The organism is Alistipes communis (assembly GCF_006542665.1).
In the GTDB taxonomy this organism is placed as follows: Bacteria; Bacteroidota; Bacteroidia; order Bacteroidales; family Rikenellaceae; genus Alistipes; species Alistipes communis.
In genome coordinates this window covers 2,540,193-2,564,047 of sequence record NZ_AP019735.1, presented here as the reverse complement: position 1 = coordinate 2,564,047, position 23,855 = coordinate 2,540,193, and the positions used below count along the sequence as shown (strand labels likewise).

General features: G+C 58.5%; 14 protein-coding genes. All 14 read right to left on the bottom strand.

Annotated elements, in window-relative coordinates:
* Nucleotides 1-48: 48 nt before the first annotated feature.
* The gene (locus FMF02_RS10395) at nucleotides 49-2,367 is read right to left on the bottom strand and encodes a GH92 family glycosyl hydrolase (RefSeq protein ID WP_141413094.1); all 2,319 of its coding nucleotides are present in this window, start codon (nucleotides 2,365-2,367) and stop codon (nucleotides 49-51) included.
* Entirely contained in the window at nucleotides 2,367-5,915 is a 3,549-nt protein-coding gene (locus tag FMF02_RS10390) for a GH92 family glycosyl hydrolase (protein ID WP_141413093.1), read from the bottom strand. The genes FMF02_RS10395 and FMF02_RS10390 overlap by 1 nt, the downstream gene beginning before the upstream one ends.
* A 9-nt stretch (nucleotides 5,916-5,924) precedes the next feature.
* Complete coding sequence (locus FMF02_RS10385) at nucleotides 5,925-8,183, bottom strand: GH92 family glycosyl hydrolase (protein ID WP_141413092.1); 2,259 nt, start codon at nucleotides 8,181-8,183, stop codon at nucleotides 5,925-5,927.
* The gene (locus FMF02_RS10380) at nucleotides 8,180-9,148 is read right to left on the bottom strand and encodes a type I phosphomannose isomerase catalytic subunit (protein WP_141413091.1); all 969 of its coding nucleotides are present in this window, start codon (nucleotides 9,146-9,148) and stop codon (nucleotides 8,180-8,182) included. The genes FMF02_RS10385 and FMF02_RS10380 overlap by 4 nt, the downstream gene beginning before the upstream one ends.
* Nucleotides 9,145-10,257, bottom strand: coding sequence for an ROK family protein (locus FMF02_RS10375; protein ID WP_141413090.1), 1,113 nt, complete (start codon nucleotides 10,255-10,257; stop codon nucleotides 9,145-9,147). Before FMF02_RS10375 ends, FMF02_RS10380 begins: the two co-directional genes overlap by 4 nt.
* 1 nt (nucleotide 10,258) lies before the next feature.
* Nucleotides 10,259-11,266: a glycoside hydrolase family 130 protein gene (locus tag FMF02_RS10370; protein ID WP_141413089.1), complete on the bottom strand. Its 1,008-nt coding sequence runs from the start codon at nucleotides 11,264-11,266 to the stop codon at nucleotides 10,259-10,261.
* A gap of 1 nt (nucleotide 11,267) precedes the next feature.
* On the bottom strand, nucleotides 11,268-12,563 hold the full coding sequence (locus FMF02_RS10365; protein ID WP_141413088.1) for an MFS transporter: 1,296 nt from the start codon (nucleotides 12,561-12,563) through the stop codon (nucleotides 11,268-11,270).
* A 158-nt stretch (nucleotides 12,564-12,721) separates the two neighbouring features.
* Nucleotides 12,722-13,738, bottom strand: a complete 1,017-nt coding sequence (locus FMF02_RS10360) for a pilus assembly protein N-terminal domain-containing protein (RefSeq protein ID WP_141413087.1) — start codon at nucleotides 13,736-13,738, stop codon at nucleotides 12,722-12,724.
* 78 nt (nucleotides 13,739-13,816) lie between these two features.
* Nucleotides 13,817-15,301 (bottom strand): BT_3987 domain-containing protein, encoded by a 1,485-nt coding sequence (locus FMF02_RS10355; protein WP_141413086.1) that lies wholly within the window; start codon nucleotides 15,299-15,301, stop codon nucleotides 13,817-13,819.
* Nucleotides 15,302-15,331: 30 nt separating this feature from the next.
* Nucleotides 15,332-16,528 carry a DUF1735 and LamG domain-containing protein gene (locus FMF02_RS10350; protein ID WP_019129866.1) on the bottom strand — a complete coding sequence of 399 codons (1,197 nt, stop codon included), beginning with the start codon at nucleotides 16,526-16,528 and terminating at the stop codon, nucleotides 15,332-15,334.
* A gap of 15 nt (nucleotides 16,529-16,543) precedes the next feature.
* Nucleotides 16,544-17,554 (bottom strand): glycoside hydrolase family 18, encoded by a 1,011-nt coding sequence (locus FMF02_RS10345; protein WP_141413085.1) that lies wholly within the window; start codon nucleotides 17,552-17,554, stop codon nucleotides 16,544-16,546.
* Nucleotides 17,555-17,568: 14 nt separating this feature from the next.
* Nucleotides 17,569-19,146, bottom strand: coding sequence for a SusD/RagB family nutrient-binding outer membrane lipoprotein (locus FMF02_RS10340; RefSeq protein WP_141413084.1), 1,578 nt, complete (start codon nucleotides 19,144-19,146; stop codon nucleotides 17,569-17,571).
* Nucleotides 19,147-19,154: 8 nt separating this feature from the next.
* Nucleotides 19,155-22,520 (bottom strand): SusC/RagA family TonB-linked outer membrane protein, encoded by a 3,366-nt coding sequence (locus tag FMF02_RS10335; protein ID WP_162852317.1) that lies wholly within the window; start codon nucleotides 22,518-22,520, stop codon nucleotides 19,155-19,157.
* A 182-nt stretch (nucleotides 22,521-22,702) separates the two neighbouring features.
* A complete protein-coding gene (locus FMF02_RS10330; RefSeq protein ID WP_141413083.1) occupies nucleotides 22,703-23,668 on the bottom strand; it encodes a FecR family protein in 966 nt (321 codons plus the stop codon).
* Nucleotides 23,669-23,855 lie beyond the last annotated feature (187 nt).

The following is a 23,855-nucleotide window of genomic DNA, read 5'->3' as shown; positions in this document are numbered from 1 at the left end:
CTTCGGCAGGACGGCCGGCTCGGAAAAAGAATATGACTTTTGAAGACCTTATTCCCTATCGCTCATCGAATAGGGAGCGTCTTCGGCTTTCGTGCCGCGGCTGTCGTTCGGTTCCGGCCGCATCTCGAAAGCGATCTTCGCTCCGTTCAGCAGCTCGCCGTATTTCAGGAAAGTTCGTTCGAGAGTCTTTCCGTCGAGTGTCATCTTTCCGACATAACGGTTCTCGGGGCCGTTCCCGGGAGCTTCGATCTCCACGGTCTCGCCGTTTTCGAGGTGGATGAGCGCTTTTTTGAAGAGCGGCGAACCCACCGCATATTCGTCCGATGCGGGACAGACGGGATAGAACCCGAGGGCCGAGAACACGTACCAGGCCGAGGTCTGTCCGTTGTCCTCGTCGCCGCAGTATCCGTCGGGCTTGGCGGAGTAGAGCCGGTCCATAACTTCTCGTACCCAATACTGCGCCTTCCAGGGTTGTCCGACATAATCGTAGAGGTAGATCATGTGCTGCGCAGGTTGGTTGCCGTGCGCGTAGTTGCCCATGTTGGCCACCTGCATTTCGGTGATCTCGTGGATGCGCACGCCGTAGTAGCTGTCATCGTAGATCGGCGGGACGACGAATACCGAATCCAACATCTTCGAGAACTCCTTCCCGCCGCCCATCAGCTCGGCGAGCCCTTCGACGTCGTGGAAAACCGACCATGTGTAGTGCCAGGCGTTACCCTCCGTATATGCGTCGCCCCACTTGTAGGGGCTGAACGGCGACTGGAACGTCCCGTCGGCATTGCGGCCGCGCATCAACTTGGTTTCAGGATCGAAGAGGTTTTTGTAGTTCTGCGAGGCCTTTTCCAGCCGCTCCGCATCTTCGGTCCGGCCCAGCTTTTTCGCCACCTGCGCGATACACCAGTCGTCGTAGGCATATTCGAGCGTTCGTGCGACATTCTCGTCGATGCCTGCATCGTAGGGTACATAGCCCAGCGTGTTATAGTATTCGTGCCCGAGGCGTCCCGTGGAGCTTACAGTAGGATGGACTTTGTCGCGTCCCGCGAGCATCGCCCCGTAGAGGGTTGCTACATCCTCTTCGGGTGTCACGCCTTTGAGTATTGCATCCGCGACTACGGATGCGGAGTTGTTTCCGACCATGCATCCGCGGTGTCCCGGCGAAGCCCATTCGGGCAGGAAGCCGCTCTCGCGGTAGGCATTGGCCAGCCCGGCCTGAATCTCGGCGTTGACCGACGGATAGACGAGGTTCAGCAACGGAAACAGGCTCCGGAACGTGTCCCAGAATCCCGTGTCGGTATACATATAGCCAGGCAGCACCTCGCCGTTGTAGGGGCTGTAATGCACAGGTTTGCCCGCAGCGTCGATCTCGTAGAATTTGCGCGGGAAAAGCGTCGAACGGTAGAGGCACGAGTAAAACGTGCGGTACTGATCCGTAGTTCCTCCCGTGACTTCGATACGTCCCAGCACCTCGTCCCAGCGTTCCTGTGCCCGGGCCTTCACCGTTTCGAAATCATCCGTTCCCAGCTCCGTTTCGAGGTTTCGCAGGGCCTGCTCCGCGGAGATGAACGACGAGGCCACGCGGGCCGTCACCTGCTCGCCACGCACCGTCGAAAAGTGTACCTTAGCCACGGCGTGGTCACCTTCGACCGCTTTGCCGCCTTCGGGATAGAGCTCTCGGCTACCCGCCTCGTAGGAGGCGGGGGCATCGGTCAGCTCGACGGCCGCGAAGGGCTTGTCGAAGCGGATGACGAACCAGTTGCGGAAATTCTCGGGCACGCCGCCGCTGTTACGTGTCGTATAGCCGGCAACGGTCTGCGCGTCGACGATCTCCACGCGCGAGCCGAGGTCGAAGGCGTCGATGACTACGCCCGATTCCGTCGATTCGGGGAACGTGAAGCGCATCACGGCGGCGCGCTCCGTCGGGGTCATTTCGGCCACGATGTCGTGGTCGGCCAAGTAGACCGAGTAATAGTAGGGCTTCGCCGTCTCCGACTGGTGCGAGAACCAGCTCTGACGCGACTCCTCGCCGAGTTTGTCCCGGCCCCGCACGGGCATCAGCGAAAACTGCCCGTAGTCGTTGATCCACGGCGAGGGCTGGTGGGTCTGTTTGAAGCCCCGGATGGTATGCGCTCCGTAGGTGTAGACCCACCCGTCGCCCATCGGGCCCGTCTGGGGCGTCCAGAAATTCATTCCCCACGGCAAAGCCACCGCCGGATAGGTATTGCCCGTCGAGAGCACATAGTCCGACTGGGTGCCGACCAGCGTCGAGACGTATTCCGAGGGGCGAATCGCGGTTCCGGTGTCGTAAGGAACATGACCGCAGGCAGCAGCGAGGGCCGCCAGCACGATGAATGCGTATTTCTTCATTATCGGATGGAATTTAACAAATCTGCTTTACCTTCGTTCACGAGTTTGAGTATCAGCTCCCCGAACAGCGTGTTCTGCCATGCGAACCACGCGCGGGTGTAATCCGCAGCGTCGTGGCGCGAGAAGGACTCGTGCATGAAGCCCGTACCGGCATCGGTGGTCATCAGCGAGACGATGCAGTCGCGGATTTCCTCGTCGTCGGTGGAGGTGAAGGCCCGCATCATGATGCTCATGGGCCAGATCATCTCCACGCCGATATGGGGGCCTCCGATGCCCTCGCCCGCCGCACCGCGCCAGAAGTAAGGATTGCCGTCGCTCCACACGAAGCGGCGGGTGTTTTCATAGATCGGGTCCGTGCGCTCCACGTCGCCCAGATAGGGCATCGCCAGCAGCGACGGTACGTTGGCGTCGTCCATCAGCTGTCGTCCGCCGAAACCGTCGACCTCGAAAGCATAGATCTTCCCGAACTCCGGATGTTCGACAACGGCGTATTTTTGCAGCGCCGCAGCCACTTCGTCGGCCAGTGCCGTACACTCCGCGGCGAGCTCCTTCTCATTGTTTACGGTCGCCAGAATTTCGGCTGCTTTGCGCAGCGACGTGACGGCCATGAAGTTCGAAGGTACGAGGAACCCGAAGGTCGTGGCATCGTCCGAGGGCCGGAACGCCGAGGCGATCAGCCCCACGGATTTCACCGGATTGCCGCGACCCACATTGCAGCGCGTGTCGAGCTGCCGGTCGGTCGTGCGCAGGAAGATATAGTCCCCGGGCCCCTCCTTCATCTGCTGTTCGCGCAGCGTGCGGAGAACGGCCCGCATGGCATCGACCCACACGGCGTCGAAAACCGACGCATCGCCCGTCGTCTTCCAGTAGTGGTGCGCCAGGCGGATGGGATAGCAGTGGGAGTCGATCTCCCATTTGCGCTCGAAGACCATCGGATCGGCCTCGGGGAAATCCGTCTCGTTGTGTACGCCCGTCGGCGCGACGTTGAAGGCGTTGGCGTAGGGATCGATATTGATGAGTTTCAGTTGGCGGCGGATAACCCCCGCGATCATCCGCTGCAACTGCGCGTCCTTACCGCACAGCTGCACGTAGGGCCACACCTGAGCTCCCGAATCGCGCAGCCACATCGCCGCAATATCGCCCGTGTAGACGTACGTGTCGGGATTTCCCGCGGCGTCCTCGCCGTAGTGTACCGTGGTGTCGAGCGTGTTGGGGAAGCAGTTGGCGAACATCCACCGCAACCGCTCGTTGGTCAGAAGACCGCACACGCGCGCGATCTCCTGCTCCACGGCTTCCGATCTGAAAAGCCGCTTCTCTTCGGCCGGGCGCTGGTCGGCATAGGTTTCCGGCTCGTCCGGACAGTACCACACCTTGGGTTCGGCGCCCATCTCGAAGACCAGCTCGCCGCCCTGCATGATGTCGGCATGGGCGATCCAACCCTTCGTGTAGGGCTCGCCGTTGAGCCATACGCGCTGGATGTAGCGGTTTTCGGGGGTGAGGTTCCGCGCCTCGATTGCAAAGGTGCCGTTCGGGACGTCGATTTCTGCCCGGTCAAAGAGCGGTACGCCGAACCAGTAGCGTCCGCCGGCGGGTTCGACCTCGTACATGCCCAGCGACGAGAGGACGTACCATGCAGACATCTGCCCCACGTCCTCGTTGCCCGAAAGGCCGTCGGGTTCGGCGCGGTAGAGCGTCGTGAGCACCTCGCGCACCTTGTCGGCCGTCTTCCACGGCTGCCCCAGCATCGTATAGAGGTACAACACGTGGTGGCTCGGCTCGTTGCCGTGGGCGTACTGGCCGATAAGGCCCGAAATGTCGGGCGAAGTCTCGGCGCCCTCGACAACGGAACTTACCGTGAAGAGCGAATCGAGCTTTCCGAGCATCTCCTCGCGGCCGCCGAAACACCCGACGAGCCCCTCGACGTCGTGCGGCACGAGCCACGTGTACTGCCAGGCGTTTCCCTCGCAGTAGTCGTCGGCACGGTGCGTCGAGGCGAAGGGGTTGAACGGCGTGCGCCAGCCTCCCTTCGAGTCGCGGCCCCGCATGAAGCGCGTCGCCGGATCGAAGCAGTTGCGGTAAGAGTGGCTGCGTTCCGTGAAGTAGTTCGCCTCCTCCGTCCGGCCCAGCGCCTCAGCGGCACGCGCCGCGGCGCCGTCGGCCAGGGCGTACTCCATGTCGTAGGCCACCGCCTCGTTGAACAGGTCGCACGGGATGTAACCGTACTTCATCCGCAGGCCGTTGCCCCGATCGGGGTTCATGGCCGTCTTTTTGATCGCTTCGAAAGCTTTCTCCCTGTCGAATCCTTCGATGCCCTTCACGATGGCGTCCGCCACGACGGGAATACCCGGATTGCCCACCATGCAGTCTGTCTCGTTGCCCCACAGGTGCCATACCGGCAGGCGCCCCTGTTCGTCGGCGATAGCCAGCATCGTCCGCACGATGTCGGGCATCCGCTCCGGATGCAGGATCGTCATCAGCGGCATCGCGGCGCGGTAGGTGTCCCACAGCGAGAAGGTCGTGTAGTTCGTGAAGCCGGGTGCACGGTGGATTTCATAATCCGACCCACGGTAATCGCCGTTCACGTCGCAGAACACGGAGGGAGCCACCATCGTGTGGTACAGCGCAGTGTAGAAAATCCGCTTCGCCGTCTCGTCCTCCGTCGCGATCTTCACCTTCGACAGCTCGTCGTTCCACGCCTTGTCGGCCGCCGCCGCGGTCGCCTCGAAATCCCATTCGGGAAGCTCCGCGGCGAGGTTCGCCTCGGCGCCCTCGACGCTCACGGGCGACAGGGCCACCTTCACGAGCAGCTGCTCGCCGTCGGTCGTCGAGAACGACGCACGGGCGTATTTGTCCCCGACGGTTTCGAACTTTGCAAAAGGTTTCGAGAACTCCGCCGCGAAATAGACCCGCTGGTCTTTGGCCCAGCCCGTCGAGTAGCGCCATCCGCTGATGCGCGTGCTGTCGTCCGAGAAGCGGAAGCCCGTATCGGTCGCCTCGTCCCAGCAGCCGCCGTTTTCCAAGTCGAAGACCACGGCCGCGGCATCCGACGCCGGGAAGGTGTAGCGGTGCAGTCCCACACGCGCCGTGGCCGTCATCTCGGCCGTGACGCCGTAGCGCATCAGCGGAACCGAGTAGTAACCCGGCCGGGCGATCTCCCGCGTGCGGTCGGCATAAGACCAGAGTCCCGACGACGGATCGTCCTCCGTGCCGCGGGCATAGGTCACCTCGCCCACGACGGGCATCACCGTGACGTCGAACAGGTCGCCGATCCCCGTGCCCGAGAGGTGCGTGTGCGAGAAGCCGATCACCGTCGAATCCGACCGGTGGTACCCCGAAACCCAGTCCCATTCCTGCGGAATGCTCGTGGGGCCGACCTGCACCAAGCCGAACGGCACGTTCGCCCCGACGAAGACGTGGCCGTGGCCGCCCGTGCCGATCTTCGGGTCCACGAAGCGGGTGAAATCGCTCTCCGCAGCGGGCTGCGAAGGCGAGCAGGCCGCCGCGAGAAGCAGGGCCGCCGCCGGCAAAAAGCTGTATGTCCGTTTCATAGTCAAGCGTTATTTATCGTTTTTCAATTCGAATTTCAGTCGTCCGCCCCCGAGCAGCTCGTCGTGCGAGAGGCGGTACTTGCCGAGCGGTCTGCCGCCGAGCGTCATGCGGCCGATGTAACCGGCGCCGTCCGCCGGCCGCTCGGCCTCGATCACCAGCGGGCCCCGCTCCGTCGCGATCTCCACGCGGTCGAACACGGGGGCCGTCAGCGTATAGTACGGCTCGCCCGGGCAGTCCGGATAGAATCCCATCATCGAGAAGACGGCCCAGGCCGACATCGTACCCGTGTCGTCGTTGCCCGGAATACCGTCCGCGGCGGTCGTAAAGCAGGTGTCCAGCAGACGGCGCACCTCGCGCTGCGTGCGCCACTCCTCGCCCGGAAAGCGGCTGAATAGATAGGCGTAGGCGATGTCGGGTTCGTTCGCCGGGTCGTACAGCCCCTCGTCGAAGACCATTTGGAGCTTGTCGACGAACTTCCGCCGGCCTCCCATGAGCTTCGCCAGCCCCTCCACGTCGTGCGGCACGAAGAAGGTGTAGTTCCAGGCCGACCCTTCGTGGAATCCCGGCGCGGCCGTGAAGTTCTCGCCCGCCTTCGGGTCGAAGGGTTCGAGGAACGTCCCGTCGTCGTTGATCGGCCGCAGCGTCCCGAACTCCCTGTCGTAGTAGTGTCTGTACCCCAGCGAACGGTCGCGGAACAGACGCGCGTCGTCTCCGTGTCCGAGCGAGTCGGCCAGCAGCGACAGCGCATGGTCGGCGACGTAGTACTCCAACGCGTGCGACACGGAGGTATCGCCCGCGAGGTCCTTGGCGTAGAAACCCAGCGGAATGTAGCCCCGCTCGACATAGGGGTCGATGTCCGGCCGCAGCCGGTTCTGCGCTCCGGGCGTCGTGGCCGACTTGCGGAACGCCTCGTAGGCCGTCGCGACGTCGAAGTCGCGCAGCCCCTTCATCCACATGTCGACGATGACCGGAATGGCCGGGTCGCCTTCCATCGTGAAGGTCTCGCGGCCGTACAGCTCCCACTTGGGCATCCACCCCCACTCCTCGTACATGCCGATCATCGAGCGCACCATGTCCAGTTGCCGCTCGGGATAGACCAGCGTCAGCAGCTGGTGCACGTTGCGGTAGGTGTCCCACAGCGAAAAGACCGTATAGCGTTCGCCGTCGGTAACCCCCACCTCTCCCGAATGCTCCATCAGCGGGTATTCCCCGTTGACATCGCTCAGGAGATTCGGGTGGATCAGCGCATGGTACAGCGCCGTATAGAACACGGTCTGCTGCTCCGCCGTGCCATCCTCGACGCGGATGCGCGAAAGGTCGTCGTTCCACCGCGTGCGGGCCGCCCCGCGGATCGCGTCGAACGATGTTCCGGCGGGCTGTTCGGCGTCGAGGTTCCGGCGGGCGTTCTCCGTGCTCACATAGGAAATGCCCATGCGCACCTCGACCTGTTCGCCAGCCCGCAGGTCGTCGAACGTGAACCAGTAGCCCACGTCGTCGCCCGCCAGTTCGCGGCCGTACTCCGTATAGAGCTTGTATCTGCCGTTGTCGGGCGTCCACTCCGCCTCGACGCCCGTCATCGGGCGCTGTTTCTTCCAGTAGCCCGACGACGACGGGGTTTTCGTCACGCGCAGCACGAAATACACCGGAAACACCTTCTGCGGGTTGTAGCAGAACGTCCCCAGCAGTTTCATGCCCTCGATCTCCGTGGCGCTCACGCGGCGCACCGCCGCCCCCGACTCGTTCGTGAGGCCCTCGCCCAGATTCAGCAGGATGTGCCCCTTGCCGGCGGGAAACGTGTAGCGCTCGGCCGAAGTGCGCGCCGTGGCCGCAGCCTCGGCAAGAATACCGTACTTGTCGAGGCGCACCGAATAATAGCCCGGCGTGGCCCGCTCGTCGCGGTAGGCCGTGCCGTACTCCCGATAATCCACCGTCAGCGGCCCGCTCGTCGCCATCGTCAGCAGCGATCCCATCTCGGGACATCCCACGCCGCTCAGCGCCCCGTGGGCGAAACCCGTGAAGAATTCGTTATGGTACTCGTAAGGCGTCGACCACCAGCGGGCGTCCTTATCGTAGACGTTCGTGTCCGAACCCATCACGTTGAACGGAACCACCGCCATCATGCCGTTCGGGCACAGGGCCCCGGGGTGGGTCGTGCCGAAGTCGGTCGTGCCGATGAAAGGATCGACCTTATCGGCAGGAGTCTGGGCTCGGGCAAGTCCCGCCGTAAACAGAAGCGCCGCGATGATGATTCTTTTTCGCTTATTCATAAATGACCGGTCAGCAGTTTGAGATGTTCATCGGGCAGGAGCCGCAGGAGCCGGGCCGAAGCCGGAACGAGCAGCGTCTCTCCCTGACGGATCGGCATCTCGTTCCCTTCATCGTCGCAGAGCGCCCCGCTTCCTTCAATACACATGACGATCAGGAAGGAGTCGAGCTCCGAAAGATCACGGACAAATGCCCGATCGAGATCGTAAAGCGAAGTTACGAAATAGGGACACGATACCAACGGCACCTCCCTGTTTTTCGCCGCGACATAATGGGAACGATAGTCGGGCAGCACGGTGTAGTCGATAGCGTCCTTCGCCAGCTCGGTGTGCAGTTCGCGCGGTTTCCCGTCCGCCCCCGTACGGCCGTAGTCGTAGATACGATACGTGACGTCCGAAGTCTGCTGTATCTCCGCCACGAACGTTCCGGCGCAGATAGCATGAACACGGCCGGCCGGCAGGAAAAACAGATCGCCCGCAGTGACGGAATAGTCGCACAAGGCATCGGTCAGCGTATGGTCTGCGACCTTCCGTTCATACTCCGCAGGAGTGAGTTGTTCCGAGAAACCCGATTTCAGATGCGCCCCCCGATCCGCCGCCACGACATACCACATCTCCGTCTTGCCGTTCTTGCCATGCCGCATCCGAGCCAGTACGTCGTTGGGGTGCACCTGAATCGAAAGATCCTGACGGGCGTCGATGAATTTCACCAGCAGCGGAAATTCCGTACCATGCCGTTCGTAGACGGCATGGCCGACCAGCTCCCCTTTGAGCTGCCCGATAAGTTCCGGCAGGGTCATGCCGGCATATTCCCCCTCAGCGACGACCGATTCATCGCCTTTCACACCCGACAATTCCCAGCTCTCGCCGATATCGGACCGGTCGACGGCAATACCCTTGTAGGATGCGATCCTGTTCCCGCCCCAGATCATGCTTTTGAGGAGCGGGGTAAATTTAAAAGCCCTCATTGTCTATTATCATTACTGTCCAATTGACTTAAAGCAAAAGCGTATGCACCGACCGAAACGGCCTGACTGGCGCCGAGTTTCGAAATCGTGACGCCGATGCGCTTCTGCGGGTCGTAGGCCACATAGCGGTCGGTGCCGTAAACCTTCAGCGGCTGCAAGCGGCCTTTGGCGAACTCACGGAACTCCGCCTCGTCGTCCAGGTCGTAGACTTTCATCTGCACGCGGTTCAGCTCGTCGCCCGAGAGGGTGTGCATCTTCGCGCGGAGCTCTCTCAGCAGGCCCGGCATGATCCATTTGCGGGCCGCCGTGATGCCTCCGCCGATGACGACCAGACCGTCGATGAGCGTCACGGCCGCGGCCATGGCGTCGCCGGCGATCTCGCCCATTTCGGCGAAAGCCTGACGCGCCGCCCCGACGTTCCCCTGGCGCTTGCCGTCGGCGATCTCGCAGATCTCCCTGGGTTCCAGTCCGTGATTCGGATCGCCCGACAGTTCGCCGTAGACGCGCTTCACGGCACGAACGGAGACTCCGTCCTCGACGATGATCTCCGGCATCTTCTTGTGCCGCAGGCAGAAGGTCTCGACGCACGAGTTGTCGCCGCGGTTGAGGCGATTGTCGATCACGACGCCCACGCCGAAGCCCGTGCCGAAGGTGTAACCCACGAGGTTCTTGTAGCGTTTGGAGCTGTTCAGCGCTTCGAGACGGGCGTTGACCTGAGGCAGGGCTCCGCCCAGCGCCTCGCCGTAGGCGAACAAGTCGCCGTCGTTGTTGATGAAGACCGGAATGCCGAACGTTGCTTCGAGGAACGGGCCCAGCGCCACGCCGTCGCGGAACGACGGGAAGTTGGGAAGATAACCCCCGATGACGCCGTTGGGGTAATCGGCCGGACCGGGGAATGCGAACGAAATGGCCACGGGTTTCTCCGAAAGGCATCCGATGACGGCCCTGAACCCCTCGACCATCGCCGCGAGGCACTTGTCGAGATCCTCGGCATGAGACGGGAGCGTGATCGGCTCCACGATGAATTTATTGGCCTGCATGGCTCCGAACACGAGGTTCGTGCCGCCGGCGTCGAGGGTGATCACCACCCGATTGTCATGGCTGTACATGTCACAGGATATTATGACGCTTCGTGAACTCGACGATCTCCGGAATATAGCCGAAGGCAAGGCCCGTCACCGTGTCGGCGCAGCCGTAGTAGACCGCCACGCGCCCCGTCGCGGGGTCGTGCAGCGCGGCGCACGGGAACGTCACGTTCGGCACGTCGCCCATGCACTCGTACGGCGCGCGCGGCGAGATCAGGTAGGGGCCGCTGCGGGCCGTGACCTTCCACGGCTCGTCCAGATCCAGTAGCGCCGAGCCGAAGGCGTAGACGTAGCCGTTGCACGAACGAAGCACCCCGTGGTAGAACAGCAACCACCCCTCCGAGGTTTCGATCGGAACGGGACCCGCGCCGATCTTCATGCACTGCCACGCCGAGACTTCGAACGCCGCGGGCGACATCACGTGACGGTGGCGGCCCCAGAACTCCATATCGGGCGATTCGGAGTAGAAAATATCGCCGAACGCCGTATGGCCGTTGTCGCTCGGACGCGAGAGCATGGCGAACTTCCCGCTGATCTTGCGCGGGAACAGCACCCCGTTGCGGTTGAACGGGATAAAGGCGTTCTCCAACTGGTGGAACGTCTCGAAATCATCCGTCCACGCGATGCCGATCGTCGGGCCGTGGTAGCCGTTGCACCACGTCACGTAGTACTTGTCGCCGATCTTCGCCACGCGCGGATCGTAGCCGTAGACCCACTCCCCGATCTCGGGGTCGGCGCCCGTCAGGCGGAAGTCGGCCTCGTCGATGTCCCACCTCAGGCCGTCGGCCGAGAAGCCGACGTGCAGGCGCATGCGGCGGTTCGTGTCGTCGCAGCGGAAAACGCCGGCGTAGTTGTACCTGCCTTTTTGGAACGGCACGACGGCCGAATTGAAAATACTGTTCGAGGTCGACAGGGCGTCGCGGCCGATGATCGGGTTCTGCGTGTAACGCCACAAGACCTCTTTCGAACCCGCAGGGCGCTCCTCCCACGGCATATCGGGCAAAGGCTCGCCCGCAATTTTCAGTGCATTCATATTACTTGTCGTTTGGTTTGTCGTCATAGGTAAATGGAACCAGCTTCGTGATTACGAAGGCCGGAACAGTGGCCAGCATCACGGCAACAAAGAAAAATTTATAGCTCAGCATATCGCTCAGGAAACCCGAGGCCATGCCCGTGAGCATCACCGAGAGGTTCATGATCCCCGAGGCGAAGGCGTAGTGCGCCATCTGGTGACGGCCGGGGGCAACCTGCTGCATCATGAAGAGCGTGAGGCCCACGAACCCGAAGCCGTAGCCGAAATACTCCACCACGATGCCGCCGCCGACAAGCCACATGCTCGAAGGCTGGAACCATGCCAGAAGTGCATAGACCGCGAACGGCAGATTGAAGACGCAGCAAAGCGAGAACAGCGTGCGCCGCAGGCCCTGCCGGGCGATGTAGTACCCTGCCAGCATCGAGCCCAGCAAAAAGGCCCCCGCACCGAACGTACCGTAGTAAAGGCCGATCTGCTGGTTCGTAAGACCCAGACCGCCAGCGGAGGCGTCGGCTTTGAGGAACAGCGGCACGATCTTCATCACGAACCCCTCGCCCAGCCGATACAGGATGATGAAGGCGATGTAGTACCAGATATGCCGCTTGGTGAAGAACGCCGCGATAACCTCTTTCAGGCCCGAAAGGCCCTCCCGAAGCGAGCGGCGTTCGGCGGCGCCGCCGCCCGAGGGGAGCGCACGCAGGTGGTAGGCCCCCAGTGCGACGAGCGCGGCGCACAGGATGACAAGCACCGCCGTCCACGAACGCACGTAAGCGCCGAACGTCGCCGTACCCTCCGCCGAGAAGCTCTCGTAGAGCCACCCCGCCAACCACACGAGGCCGCCCGTGGCGACAAGTTTGGCAAGGTTGTAGAACGCCCCCTGCCAACCGATATACTTCGCCTGATCCTCCGTCGAGAGTTCAGCCATATAGACCCCGTCGGCCGCGATGTCGTGCGTGGCACCGCTGAAAGCAACCGCCGCGAACAACGCGACCGTAACGGCGAAGAACGACGGCAGGTGCAGCGACAAGGCCGCCAAGCCGAACAACACACCGCTGAGAAACTGCGTCGCGACGACCCAGAATTTCTTCGTGCGGTAGAACTCCAAAAACGGACTCCAAAGAAACTTGATCGTCCACGGCCACATGATCAACGACGTCCAGAAAGCAATCCGGGCATCCGTGACGCCGAGGTCCTTGAACAGCACTGCCGAGACCATGTTCAGAACGACGAACGGCAGGCCCATGGCAAAGTACAGGCTCGTGACCCAATGCAAAGGGCTACGAGGTATCGTCTTCATTTTATTTATATCTACCAGGTTGACAGGTGTAAATGAACCTGTTCGGGGTTAGTCAAACATATTATTCAAAAATCGCGCAGGAGGGAAAAATCATTCCCGACACTGCGCGATTTTCATACAACCTCAGGGCATCGGTAAATATCTCGAACAATGCCGCATCAATCCGTCAACCCGACCACCAGGCAGCCGGAATACAGGATATCGGTCTGAACATAGAAGGTCATCCACACCGTCGAACCATCGACTTTAATCACTTCGACCTCCGCCTCGACCTCATCGACCAAAACCTGTTTATCCTTTCTGTAAGCCAACTTCAAACCGGGCTTTTTACCCAACGTATTCATGTCATACCCCGGTTTGGTTTTACTCGTAAGATACAAATAATCAGTTGTCATATTCACCGAGTAAGCCCCATAAACGTAGTATCCATACATAATATCGTCGTATCCTCCCATGTCCAGTTGCCCTTTGATCTTTTCGCCATTGACCAAATACGTGTGAAGAGGCAACGACTTGAATTCCTCCAATTCCTCATCCGTAAACGGACTTGTCGTTACCGTATTGGACACGGTTACGGCAGCCGTCAGATTGCGGGAATCCGTGACGGTAATCGTCGCTTCTCCCCCGCTCAGACCCGTCACCGTGACCGTCGCGCCGTCTTCGCCGATTTCGGCCGTGGCTATTTCGGGAGCCGAGGAGCTCACACGATAAGCCGGATTGCCGTCCGTGATTCGGAACGTCGTGGTGGCCGGCGCGCCCATCTTCAACGTCAAATCGATATGTTCGGTGTCGAGCGTAACGACATCCGAATTGTAGACGTTTATTTTCAGCGATTCGTAAGATCCGCCCTTGTCAGAAACCACGACCTCCGTCTTGCCTACGGCAAGTCCCGTAACCGTCAGCATATCTCCTTCGACGGTCGCGGAGGCAATGCTCGGATCGAGCACGTTGACCCGATACTCCCCTGCTCCCGATGTGATTTGCAGGCTTTTCGAAGTCTCTTTTTTCAAGTCGAACGATTCCGATTCCACGTTCAATTCGGGAAATTCCGGCAATTCGGGAACGACAATCGGCGAAGGTTCGGGTTTTACCAGCGCATCGTCGTCGCTGCAAGCAGTCACTCCCAGCATAAGAGCCAGAGAGAGGACGGCATATGTCAAATAGTTGTTTTTCATCGTTGATCTTTTTTCGACCGCAGCACACAGGAAAAGGTTCACAAAAAAACTTTTTCCTGCGGCTGCGACCTGTTACTGTTACCAATCTTTCGTATAGGTATGACCGTCGAAGAGCATCTCCTCTCCGTAAAGCGTGCTGGTCACTCGCTCCAACGCCTGCACTTGGGTCATCTTTTCACTACTCCCCACAGGCGTCGTATCGAACGACCCCGAACGATGGTACGGATTCAATCCATACAGGAAAAGCGTTTTGTAGGTATCTCGCACCTGCTCCAATCTCCCCACGCTCGGCCATAATGGAGTATAGCTGTTAAAATCAAAAGAGTGAAGTCCGAACCGGCTGGCCGGAAGCCCCGGGAACTGCGCAAGCGATGCCCAGGCACTTTCACTGTAATCGACCATCACATAGTCGATATAATCGCCCGGCAGCCAGGTCTTATCATCCGCCTCGAATTCGCATCCCTCGCCGCTGAGGTCCCAGATCGCACCCAACTGATAGGCGACGACCCAGCGGTCGGGCATCATACGCTTTACCCGGAACATCAGATCCGCAGCGGCCTCGGCCGTATTCTCGGCATAGAACCCCGTGGGAGGAGGCGATACCAGAGCGGTATACTCATCGTCGAAGAATACACCGTCCAGTTCATACGTGTCGCAGATGATCTTCAACTCCTTGGCAAAAGCATCGGCCGTCGCGGGTTTGAGGTTGGCCACTCCGGCATGGGTATGATACGGCGTGATGGCCAGAATGACCTTCATGCCACGCTCCTGCAAAGGCGTAAGATACTTCTCCCTGTTGTTCAGGATATATTTGATATTGTCGTTGACCAATGCATGTACCGTTCCGGTCGCTTCGTCGAGAATGATGTTGTCGGAGAATAAGACAAGAGCATCGAACAGATATTTGCCGGAATCATCCAACGTAAAACTGAGCAGATTGAGCGGATTCACGTCGTTGGTTTCCATCACACAGAAAACCTTGGCCGCATCTTCGCCCTTATCGCAGTCTCCGGGATTTTCAACCACATTGAGGAAAATGAGATACTCCGCATCTTCGGATTTCATTTTCAGTTCACCCGAAACGACCTCGGCACGCACCGGAATCACATAGGTGGCTCCTACGGCCTGCTCCGTCGTGAGGGCATAGTTCAAAGTCAGCTCGCCGGATTGCTGGGAACCGGCCGCCAGAGAAAACTTGCCGGACGAAAACCCGACAGCCGTTTCGGGCAGCGCCTCGAACGAGTTGCCCGTCTGCTCGTTGTAAGCCTCGAGCACTTCGGGCGCATAGACCAGCGACACCTCGCTCGCCGTCCCTGACTTTTTCGTGGCACGGAGGTAAAGCGCCACACTCCCGCCGCCCCGCTCTCGGACTTCTACCGTCACGAATTCACGCTGCGCATTCTCATCGGTCAGATACCCCATCTGAGTATCGGTGGACACGATGCCGCTCTCATCGGCCGGGAACATATCGATCTCCGTTTGGTTACAACCGCCGGAGAACCCCGCGGCCGCCGCCAGCAACAGGAGGAGAGCATTCCGTTTCAAAAATTCGTATGTCTTCATATAAATTTCGATTTTTCAGGGTGAAACACGTTATTTGGCCGGGAGTTCCACAGCGTTCCATGTCAGCACCTTCGTAGCCGCGGCATCGTTACCGTACTGCGAATAATCCCCGACGGTTGCGCCGCCGCCTTCGTTGAACTTCCAGTAGGCTACCAGATTGCCGTTCAATTCCGGATCATAGAGCTTGTAGAAATGATTTTTCCCGTTGATATCCTCCTCAGCGAGCACCTTATTCCAGACGCGCACCTCCGAAATATCGCCGTCGAGATAACGCGCATCTTCGTAAGAGTAGCCGATCCAGAAACTGCGCTGCGTTTCGGTCTCGGTGGCATAGTAGCGTCCCCAATCCACAGGGTCCGCAAACCGTGCGAATGTCTGCGGCGTCTTTTTCACTCCGTCGATATAGACGTTCACCTCATGGGTATCGCTATCGTAGGTAACGGCAATATGCGTCCAGCGTCCGGTCTTCACCGTCCAATCCGAAGAGGTCAGTTTTTCGTCGACGGTCGTTCCCGCAGGCCGTCCCACGACCTGCAACTGATTGTTCGGAGCCGTATCGCCGAACCGCAGCAGGAAATGGCCTTCGACGCCCATCAAGGTCGAAATGTTCGATCCGCGTCCGTCGGCGAATTCGTCTACCTTGACAAGCGCTTCGGCCGTGAGGCTGCGAAGATTCCGGAGCGGATCCGGATTCCGCCATTCGACACTTACCGCATTCTCCCGCAGGTTGGCAACGACATTGACGAGCGATGCTTCCTTCACCACGAAATAAACGGTACGACGGCTGGCCAGCGTCGCGACATCGGCGCCGTCGATCGAAACCGGAAGCACATAAACCTGCGTTTTGTCGAGCGACAGCAGGTTCCTGAACCGGATCTCCACCTCGCTCGAAGCCGTTTCTCCCGCAGGAATCACGGCCTCCGGATCGGGAATCTCGTAATAATCCGCAGGAAGCATCCCGGCGGAATCCGAATAGGCCGTATTATACCACTCGACCTGCTCCGGATCGGCGACATAGGCGAACGAAATGTCCGAATCGGCAGGCATCGCGAGCTGCGCCTGCAACGTGCGCACATAGCTGTCGGCTTCCTCCTCGACGAAGACCGTAGAGGTTTGTTCGGCCGTATTGTAAATCTTGTTGTCGAAATGCTCCGTATCGTCCTGGCAGGAGACAAGCGCTCCCGATCCGACCAGCAATACGGACAAAAATCCGATATGACGTTTCATGTTCAATAGGTCTTTTTATTTGATCGACGGGTTGAGCGTCGAAATCATGTTACGCATGTTCTTGTAGGTATTGTCGGCATTGAAATAATCCCCCGAGAAATCATAGACCCCTACGGCACGAATCCTCGCTCCCTGCTGGGGCGTGCAGGCCCAGGCTGCCACGGCGTCCGTCGCCGGCGTACCGTCGGAGAACGCGGCGTATTTGTTCGTTCCCGAGAGCGGCGTACCGGCTACGACCATGCCATAACGACCTGCATAACCGGCGATCCAGTTCCGGGTCATCAGCGTCGTCAGTTCATTGGTCGCCGTAGCGGTCCGGCCGTCAAGCAGAATGGTCGGGCACCGATCCAGAATGTCTTTGTCCAACAGATTGTCAGGCTGCCCGAAGAAAGTCAACTCCACCCCTTCGTTACGCGAGCACCAGTCTTCGAGAATGCCGATAAAACAGTTCTCGTTTTCCATGTACTCCTTTTTCTCGGCATCGTCCATCAGCACGGTGGATTTCCCCGTATAACCGATGCAAATGCCGTCATAGGGATACTTTTTCAGCAAAGACAATGTATAGGAGAGCGTATCGGTGAGGTACGACCGGAAATCCCGGTCGGGGTCTGCGGGCTCCACGATATTCGTATAGTCGGTTTTCATCCCGTCGAAATCAATCGTATAGACGATCTTCATCCCCTTCTGCTCCCGCAGATAATTCATCTGCTCGATCTCGCTTTGCGTCAGGCTGTCGGGATGGATCAGCCCCACGACGTCGATGCTGTCGGGGACGTCGCGCAAATAATGGGCCCGCGACACCGGCACTTTCACGCTGTTGTCGTACCATGCGTAAACCAGCGTATGATCGGTCTTGCGGTATTCGCGCAACGAAGCGAGATACCGGGAATAGAGTTCGGGGTTCTGCTGCTCGACATTCTCATACTCCACCGAGAGGTTGTCCACATCGGTCCAGTCCTCGCAGGAGGGAAGGCCGAATGTCGTCGCCAACAGCAGAGCAACAGCTATTTCGATTTTTCTTTTCATCGTTCTCAAAAGATTTATTCGTTAACCAATTTCGGATTGCAGTCCCACCAGACATGCGTGGAAAGCCTGTCGCCACCATTGGAAAGGTCTTTGCCGACAGCCCTGTTCAGATTCACTCCGTTGGTTTTGTACTCGTCCGAAGGATAGATCAGACGACGGGCGAATTTCCCGTCGGCGACATCGCCTCCGCTCCGATTCACGGGCGCAGCCGCCAACTTCGGATAACCCGTGCGGCGGAACTCGGCCCAGGCTTCGTGTCCCAACGGGAAGTTGGCGATCCATTTCTGCGTGATGATCTGCTCGAGCTGCAACTCGGGATCCAGAGAGTTCCATGCGGGCACGCACTTCGTATCGGGCACGAATGCGTATTGCCCCTTGGGGTCGTTGTAGGCGCCGACCCTGTTCTGCGAAGAGAGGTAGGAGGCGGCATCTCCGGCATTCCACTTCGCGAACGAAAGTTCGACTCCGCGACGATAGAAGTTCTCGGCCGTATCGCCCGTATCCCAGCCGTAAAGCGACGCTTCGGCCCGCAGGAACATCACCTCCGAAACGTTCATCCACAACAGCGGATCGCTTTGACCGATATTCAGATTCGAATAAGCCTGTCCGCTGGTGATGGGATATTCGTTGCCGATGCGCAGCCCCCAATAGTCATTGACCGCATCGGTGAACGTGGACTTTTTGGCATAAGCGCTGATCCGGGGATCGTTCCAGCTCTTCATGTAATTGAGCAGATCGGCCGAAATACGCGTTTCGCCTCCGTTGTATTCGTAGGCCACCTTGTAAAACGGATTGACGTTGATTCCCGAAAGCTGAGCGTTGTCGTCGTTCGAAGTCATTACACCCAGTTTTCCGTCCGTTGTATCCACGGCCTCTTTGGCTCGTTGCTCGGCCGTCGCAGGAGCCGCATAGACCAGCCGCATGGCCATCCGCAGTTTGAGCGAATTGGCGAACTTGATCCATTTTTCGATATCTCCGGAGTAGACCTTGTCGGCAGCCGCCGAGATCGACGAGGTGCGATGTTCCGTCAGCGTGGCAACCGCAGCATCCAGCTCTTCGAAAATCTTTTCGTAGACCTCCCGCTGGGTATCCAGCGGAGCCGTAACCTTCCCGTCCGAACCGATCCGGCTGTAAGGGATCGGCCCGTAGGTGTCGGTCACGCGCTGGAAAGCCGCAGCCTTGACGATCTGCCCTACGGCAAGGATCGTTTCGTCTTTCGTTGCAGCCTGCAAGCTGAGCCAGTTGGAATAGACGTTGGGAATGATTTCCAGATACATTTTACCCAGCCAGTCCTGCGAAGGATTAAAATAGGAGAACGAGTTGGCCCACACCTGCGAGTCGGCGAAATAGCCGCCCCACACACCGCCCATCAGGCACTCGGTGAACTGATTCAGATGCTCCTCGACGGGAATCACATTGCTCTGCATACCGCCGAGCAGCGAGCTGACGAGGTATTCGTCGCGCTCCGTCTCCTCCGGAGAAACCTCCGCCCAGTTGCGGTTGTAGTCCATGTAGTCTCCGGTACACGAACCCGCCAAAGCTCCGCCCAGGAGGCAGATGCCGAAGCATATCTTGTTGTATGTCGTTTTCATGATCTTCGTTAGAATTTAAGTCTGACATTGAAACCCAGGTTTCGCGTGCCCGGCATCATGAAGTTGTCGATTCCCTGGTAATAATTGCCCGTGGTGGCCACGGCTTCGGGATCGAACGGCGCCTCGCAGTAGATCATCCACAGGTTGCGGCCTACCAGCGAAACCGTGACATCGGCGATGTTCCAGAGCTTCGCCTTCGGAATGGTATATCCGATCGACACCTCCTGCAAGCGGAAGTTCGTCGCCGAATAGGTGTAATATTGGGGAAGGCCCCCCTGTCCGGCGACCACCGAATACCAGTTCTCCGCATCGATCAGATCGCCGTTGACGACGACTCCTCCGAAATCGCGCGCGGCGGCCGTAGCTTCCGACACCCCGTAATAATCCATATAGGCCTGGGTCGCCGAATAGACGATGCCGCCCAGACGGGCCGAGAGCATGAAACCGAAATTGAAGTTGCCGTAGTTGAAGTCGTTGCGCCAGGCCAGATTCGCCTTCGGGAATACCGAGCCGAGTTTGATATCCTTTACATTCGTCGTGTTGCCGACCACCTTGCCGTCGGCATCGACATAGATGTTGCCCCGGCTGTCGCGCCGCAGATCGGCCGTGGAGTACAGATCGCCCAGGCTGCCGCCCTTTTTCAGCAGGAACCGTGCGTAACCCAGCCCGCCGATGTCGAGACGGTCGAGCGTCATCGGTTCGTTGATGACGGGAATCACATAACCCTCCATCAGCTCCATGATTTCATTGCGGTTGGCGCTGAACGTGAAGTTCGACGACCAGCCGAATTTACCCCATTCGTTCGAATAGCCCGCCGAAAGTTCGATACCTTTGTTGCGTACCGATCCCGTCTGAATGTACATCGTGGAATAACCCGACGACGGCGAAATGCCGGGGTCGAAAGTCTGGTTGTAGGTCTTGGCCGTATAAAGGCTCAGGTCTACGTTGAAATGGCGGAGGAAACGCGCCGTCAGTCCCACTTCCCACGAATCGGTGCGCTCGGGTTTCAGCTCGCCCATCGGATAATGGGTTTTGGAAGCCCATTGCTGGTTCGCGTTGTCCCACTCGTAAGTCTGTTGCGCGAGGAACCGCGGAATGGGAAGACCCACCGAAGCGAACGAACCGCGTACTTTCAGATAGGAGATCCATTTCGGCATCGGAAGCGCCTCGGAAAGCACGACAGAAGCGCCTACCGACGGATAGAAGAACGCCGTCTTGGCGGAATAGGGCCCTGCAAGCTGCGAAGGCCAGTCTCCGCGGCCGGTGAGGGTAAGGAAATAGGTGTTCTTGAAACCGGCCTCGACCGACGCGAACAACGACTGCGTCTGGTCACGGTACCCCGACTGGATACGCTTGGTCTTCGTATTGTCCAGCTGCATTACGTTGAATACATTGGCGATTCCCGTGGACATGATCGGCCCTTCGTTGCTGAAAATACTCTGCTGCATGTCCGAATAGGAGGCCCCGATATTGGCATTCAGCGACCAGTTCTCCCCGAACGTCTTGTTGATGTTCACCAAAATATCGGCATAGGTCTGCTTGTCGATCGTACGCTCCAGCATGAAGGAACCTTTCGACAATGCGTCGGAACCCTCGTTCGTCAGCGTGGTGTTCGACGTCGCATAGAGTTTCTTGGTGTATTCGTTGTTGGAGTTGTCGATCCGCACGCGTCCCGACACCGACAGCCAGTCGAGAATCCGGTAATTCAGATTCGCATTCAGCATGTAGCGGTCTTTCTTATTCTCGCGCAGGTTGCGATAGGCGATCCAGTAGGGATTCTGTCCGGTCAGTGCCGAGAACATCTTTTCGGGCCAGTATTGCGTGGCGAGCTTCCGGTCGGAGTCCCAGCGTTCGTACATCCGAATATCCTCCCAGTCGTTCCCGCGCGGGAAAAGGTAAGCCGTCACCAGCGGATTCGAATAGGTTCCCTGGTTCACCATGTTCATGTCGCTCTGCTTGATGTAGCTGGCTCCCACGTCGAGCGTCATACGGTCTTTCAGGAACGACGTAGTATTACGGAACGTGAAATTGTAACGGTCGTAGTCGTTATTGGGAACCATCCCCTTCGAATTGACCGCCGAAGCCGAGACATAGGTCTGGTTTTTCTCCGTGCCTGTCGAGAGAGCTACGGTCTCGGTCGTCACAACGCCCGTTTGCAGGAAATCGTCGGCCGGGTCATACCCTCCGATCGTAGCGGCGTTCAGACGGGCTCCCCAGCTCTTGTCTACCGACGAGGCGGACGAAGCGAGGCTGCCCGTGCCGTAACGGCTCTGGAATTCGGGCATACGGAACGGACGCAGAAATTCCGTGTTCTGCGATACGGTGACGCTCAGCGCTCCGGCCTTGCCCTTCTTCGTGGTGATGACGATGGCTCCGTTGGCGGCATTGTTGCCGTAAAGGGCCGCTGCGGCGGCTCCCGTCAGCACCGAAATCGATTCGATGTCTTCGGGATTGATGTCCGCGATAGCTTCCGTCGTACCCCGCGAGTCGAACTCCGTACCGCCCTCGCTGCCCAGATTGAACATCGGGATACCGTCGATCACGTAGAGTGCATTCGACGACTGGCTGATGGCCTTGCTGCCGCGCATCACCACTTTCGAAGCGCCGCCCACACCCGACGACGAGGCGTTTATGTTCACGCCGGCAACCTTGCCGTTCAGCGAGTTGATGAAATTGGCGTCTTTGTTGCCGACGATATCTTCGGAATTCACCTGCTGCACGTTGTACGACAGCGCCTTCTCCGAACGTTTGATACCCAGAGCCGTTACCACGACGGCATCGACGGTCTGGGCCTCTTCGCGCAAGGCGAAGTCGATCTGCGAACGCTGACCGACGAGAATCTCCATCGGAGCATAACCCAGGAAATTGACAGTCAGCACGGCCGTCGCGGCAGGTGCAGGAATCTCCAAGGTGTAAGAACCATCGAGTCCCGTGCTCGTACCGATCGTCGTGCCCTTCACAAGAACCGCCGCCCCGATCACCGGAGCACCGGTACGATCCGATACCCGGCCGCGGACCGTAAAGGGTTTGTCAGTGTCGGTTCCGGTCAAAGACAACAGGATATTCTGCCCCTCGATACTATATGCGAGCCGCGATCCCCGTATCAACTGATCGAGAACCTCGCGGAGCGGTTGCTTCTCGGCATGAACGGAAATGAATTCCGCAGAGGCATCGATGCCCTCGCCTAACATGAAAAGATAACGGGACTGTCCTTCTATGGCAGCAATAGCTTCGGAAAGAGGAACCTTGTCCAGATTGACGGTCAGCAAGTTATCCTGAGCTCTGGCTGCCAACGTACACACGCTCAGACAAACACATAACACCACCCGTCCGATTAGTCCCTCGATTTTACGAAAAACTTGTTTTTTATTCATACATTTGTAGAAAGATTGGGTAATAGGTTTTGTAGTCTTTCAATGGCGGAGCCGATTACCGGCCTGCGGGTCTGCCAACCCGCAGGCGTTTTTATTTTCAAATTTCAAAGCTCCCTACCGATAATAAACGAAGATCAGGTCATAGGCGACAAACGGTTTTAGGCTGGTTATACAAAAGGGTTTCAATGGATCGTAACAACGTTTTTCTTCGGATCGTGCGTGAAGGTGAAATCCGAAGTATGCTGCAACACGCGCAATGCATGGTCGATGCCGTCTGATATCCGGATCTTTCCGCTCGCAAAGCCAATGACCGGCATTGTCTGACGGGCAATTTCAATACGCACATTATACGCAGTTTCAAACTTCCGCATCAGTTCCTCGAACGACTGACCGCGAACGCTGATCAATCCCTCCGTCCAACAAACAGCGTCGAAATCGCGGACTTTGCTGACGGAAAAACGCCCGTTCAACCAATGTGCTTCGTCTCCGGAGTTCAACACGGCACCGGCCCGGGTCGTCCGCTCGGTCAGGCGAAGGGATCCGTTCAACAAAATCGTCGAAAAGCGTCTCGATTTCTCATCCGCGACGACATTGAAACGGGTACCCAGAACCTCCACATCGGAAGCGAAAGTCCGGACGATAAACGGATGATCCTCGTCGTGTTCCACTTCGAACATCGCCTCTCCCGTGAGTTTCACCATACGCTCATGACGCCCGAAAACGACCGGATATTCGAGACGGGCACCCGAGTTGAGCCAAACCCGCGAACCGTCCGCCAACGTGATATCCACCCGTTGTCCCGCCGGAACGTCCAGAGACGTATACTGCGAGGAAAAGCTATTGACCGTATGCAGATATGTCAGATAGCCTGCACCGAAGAACAGCACGACCGCTGCCGCCACTCCACCCAGACGCCGTACGATCCGCGGGAGCCGTCCCCCAAGCCGCACCTTCATGGGCTTATCGCTCCGCTCTGCTAAGAATTCCCTGCACTCCGAATCGTATATCTTCGTCATTTCAAAGACGAACCGGATCTCCTCGAATTCTTTCACATGGTCGGGGGAGGCATCCAACCACTTCACAAGTTTCCGCTTTTCCGCCTCCGAACTTCTGCCTTCGAGATATTTCAATATGTCCGTAGATTCCATTTTTTCAATTTCACGTTTCGTTTCACCACCGGAAAATTATCGTTCTGCCGGTCTTCTAAATAGTATATTGCACAAGGGGGGGGGTAAAGACAAAAAAATCGGCCGTTTTCCGCAAATAAATATTTTTATAAAATTCATAAAATATTTTCATAATATTTGCCGGTTGGTAATCTGAATATTACGAAAA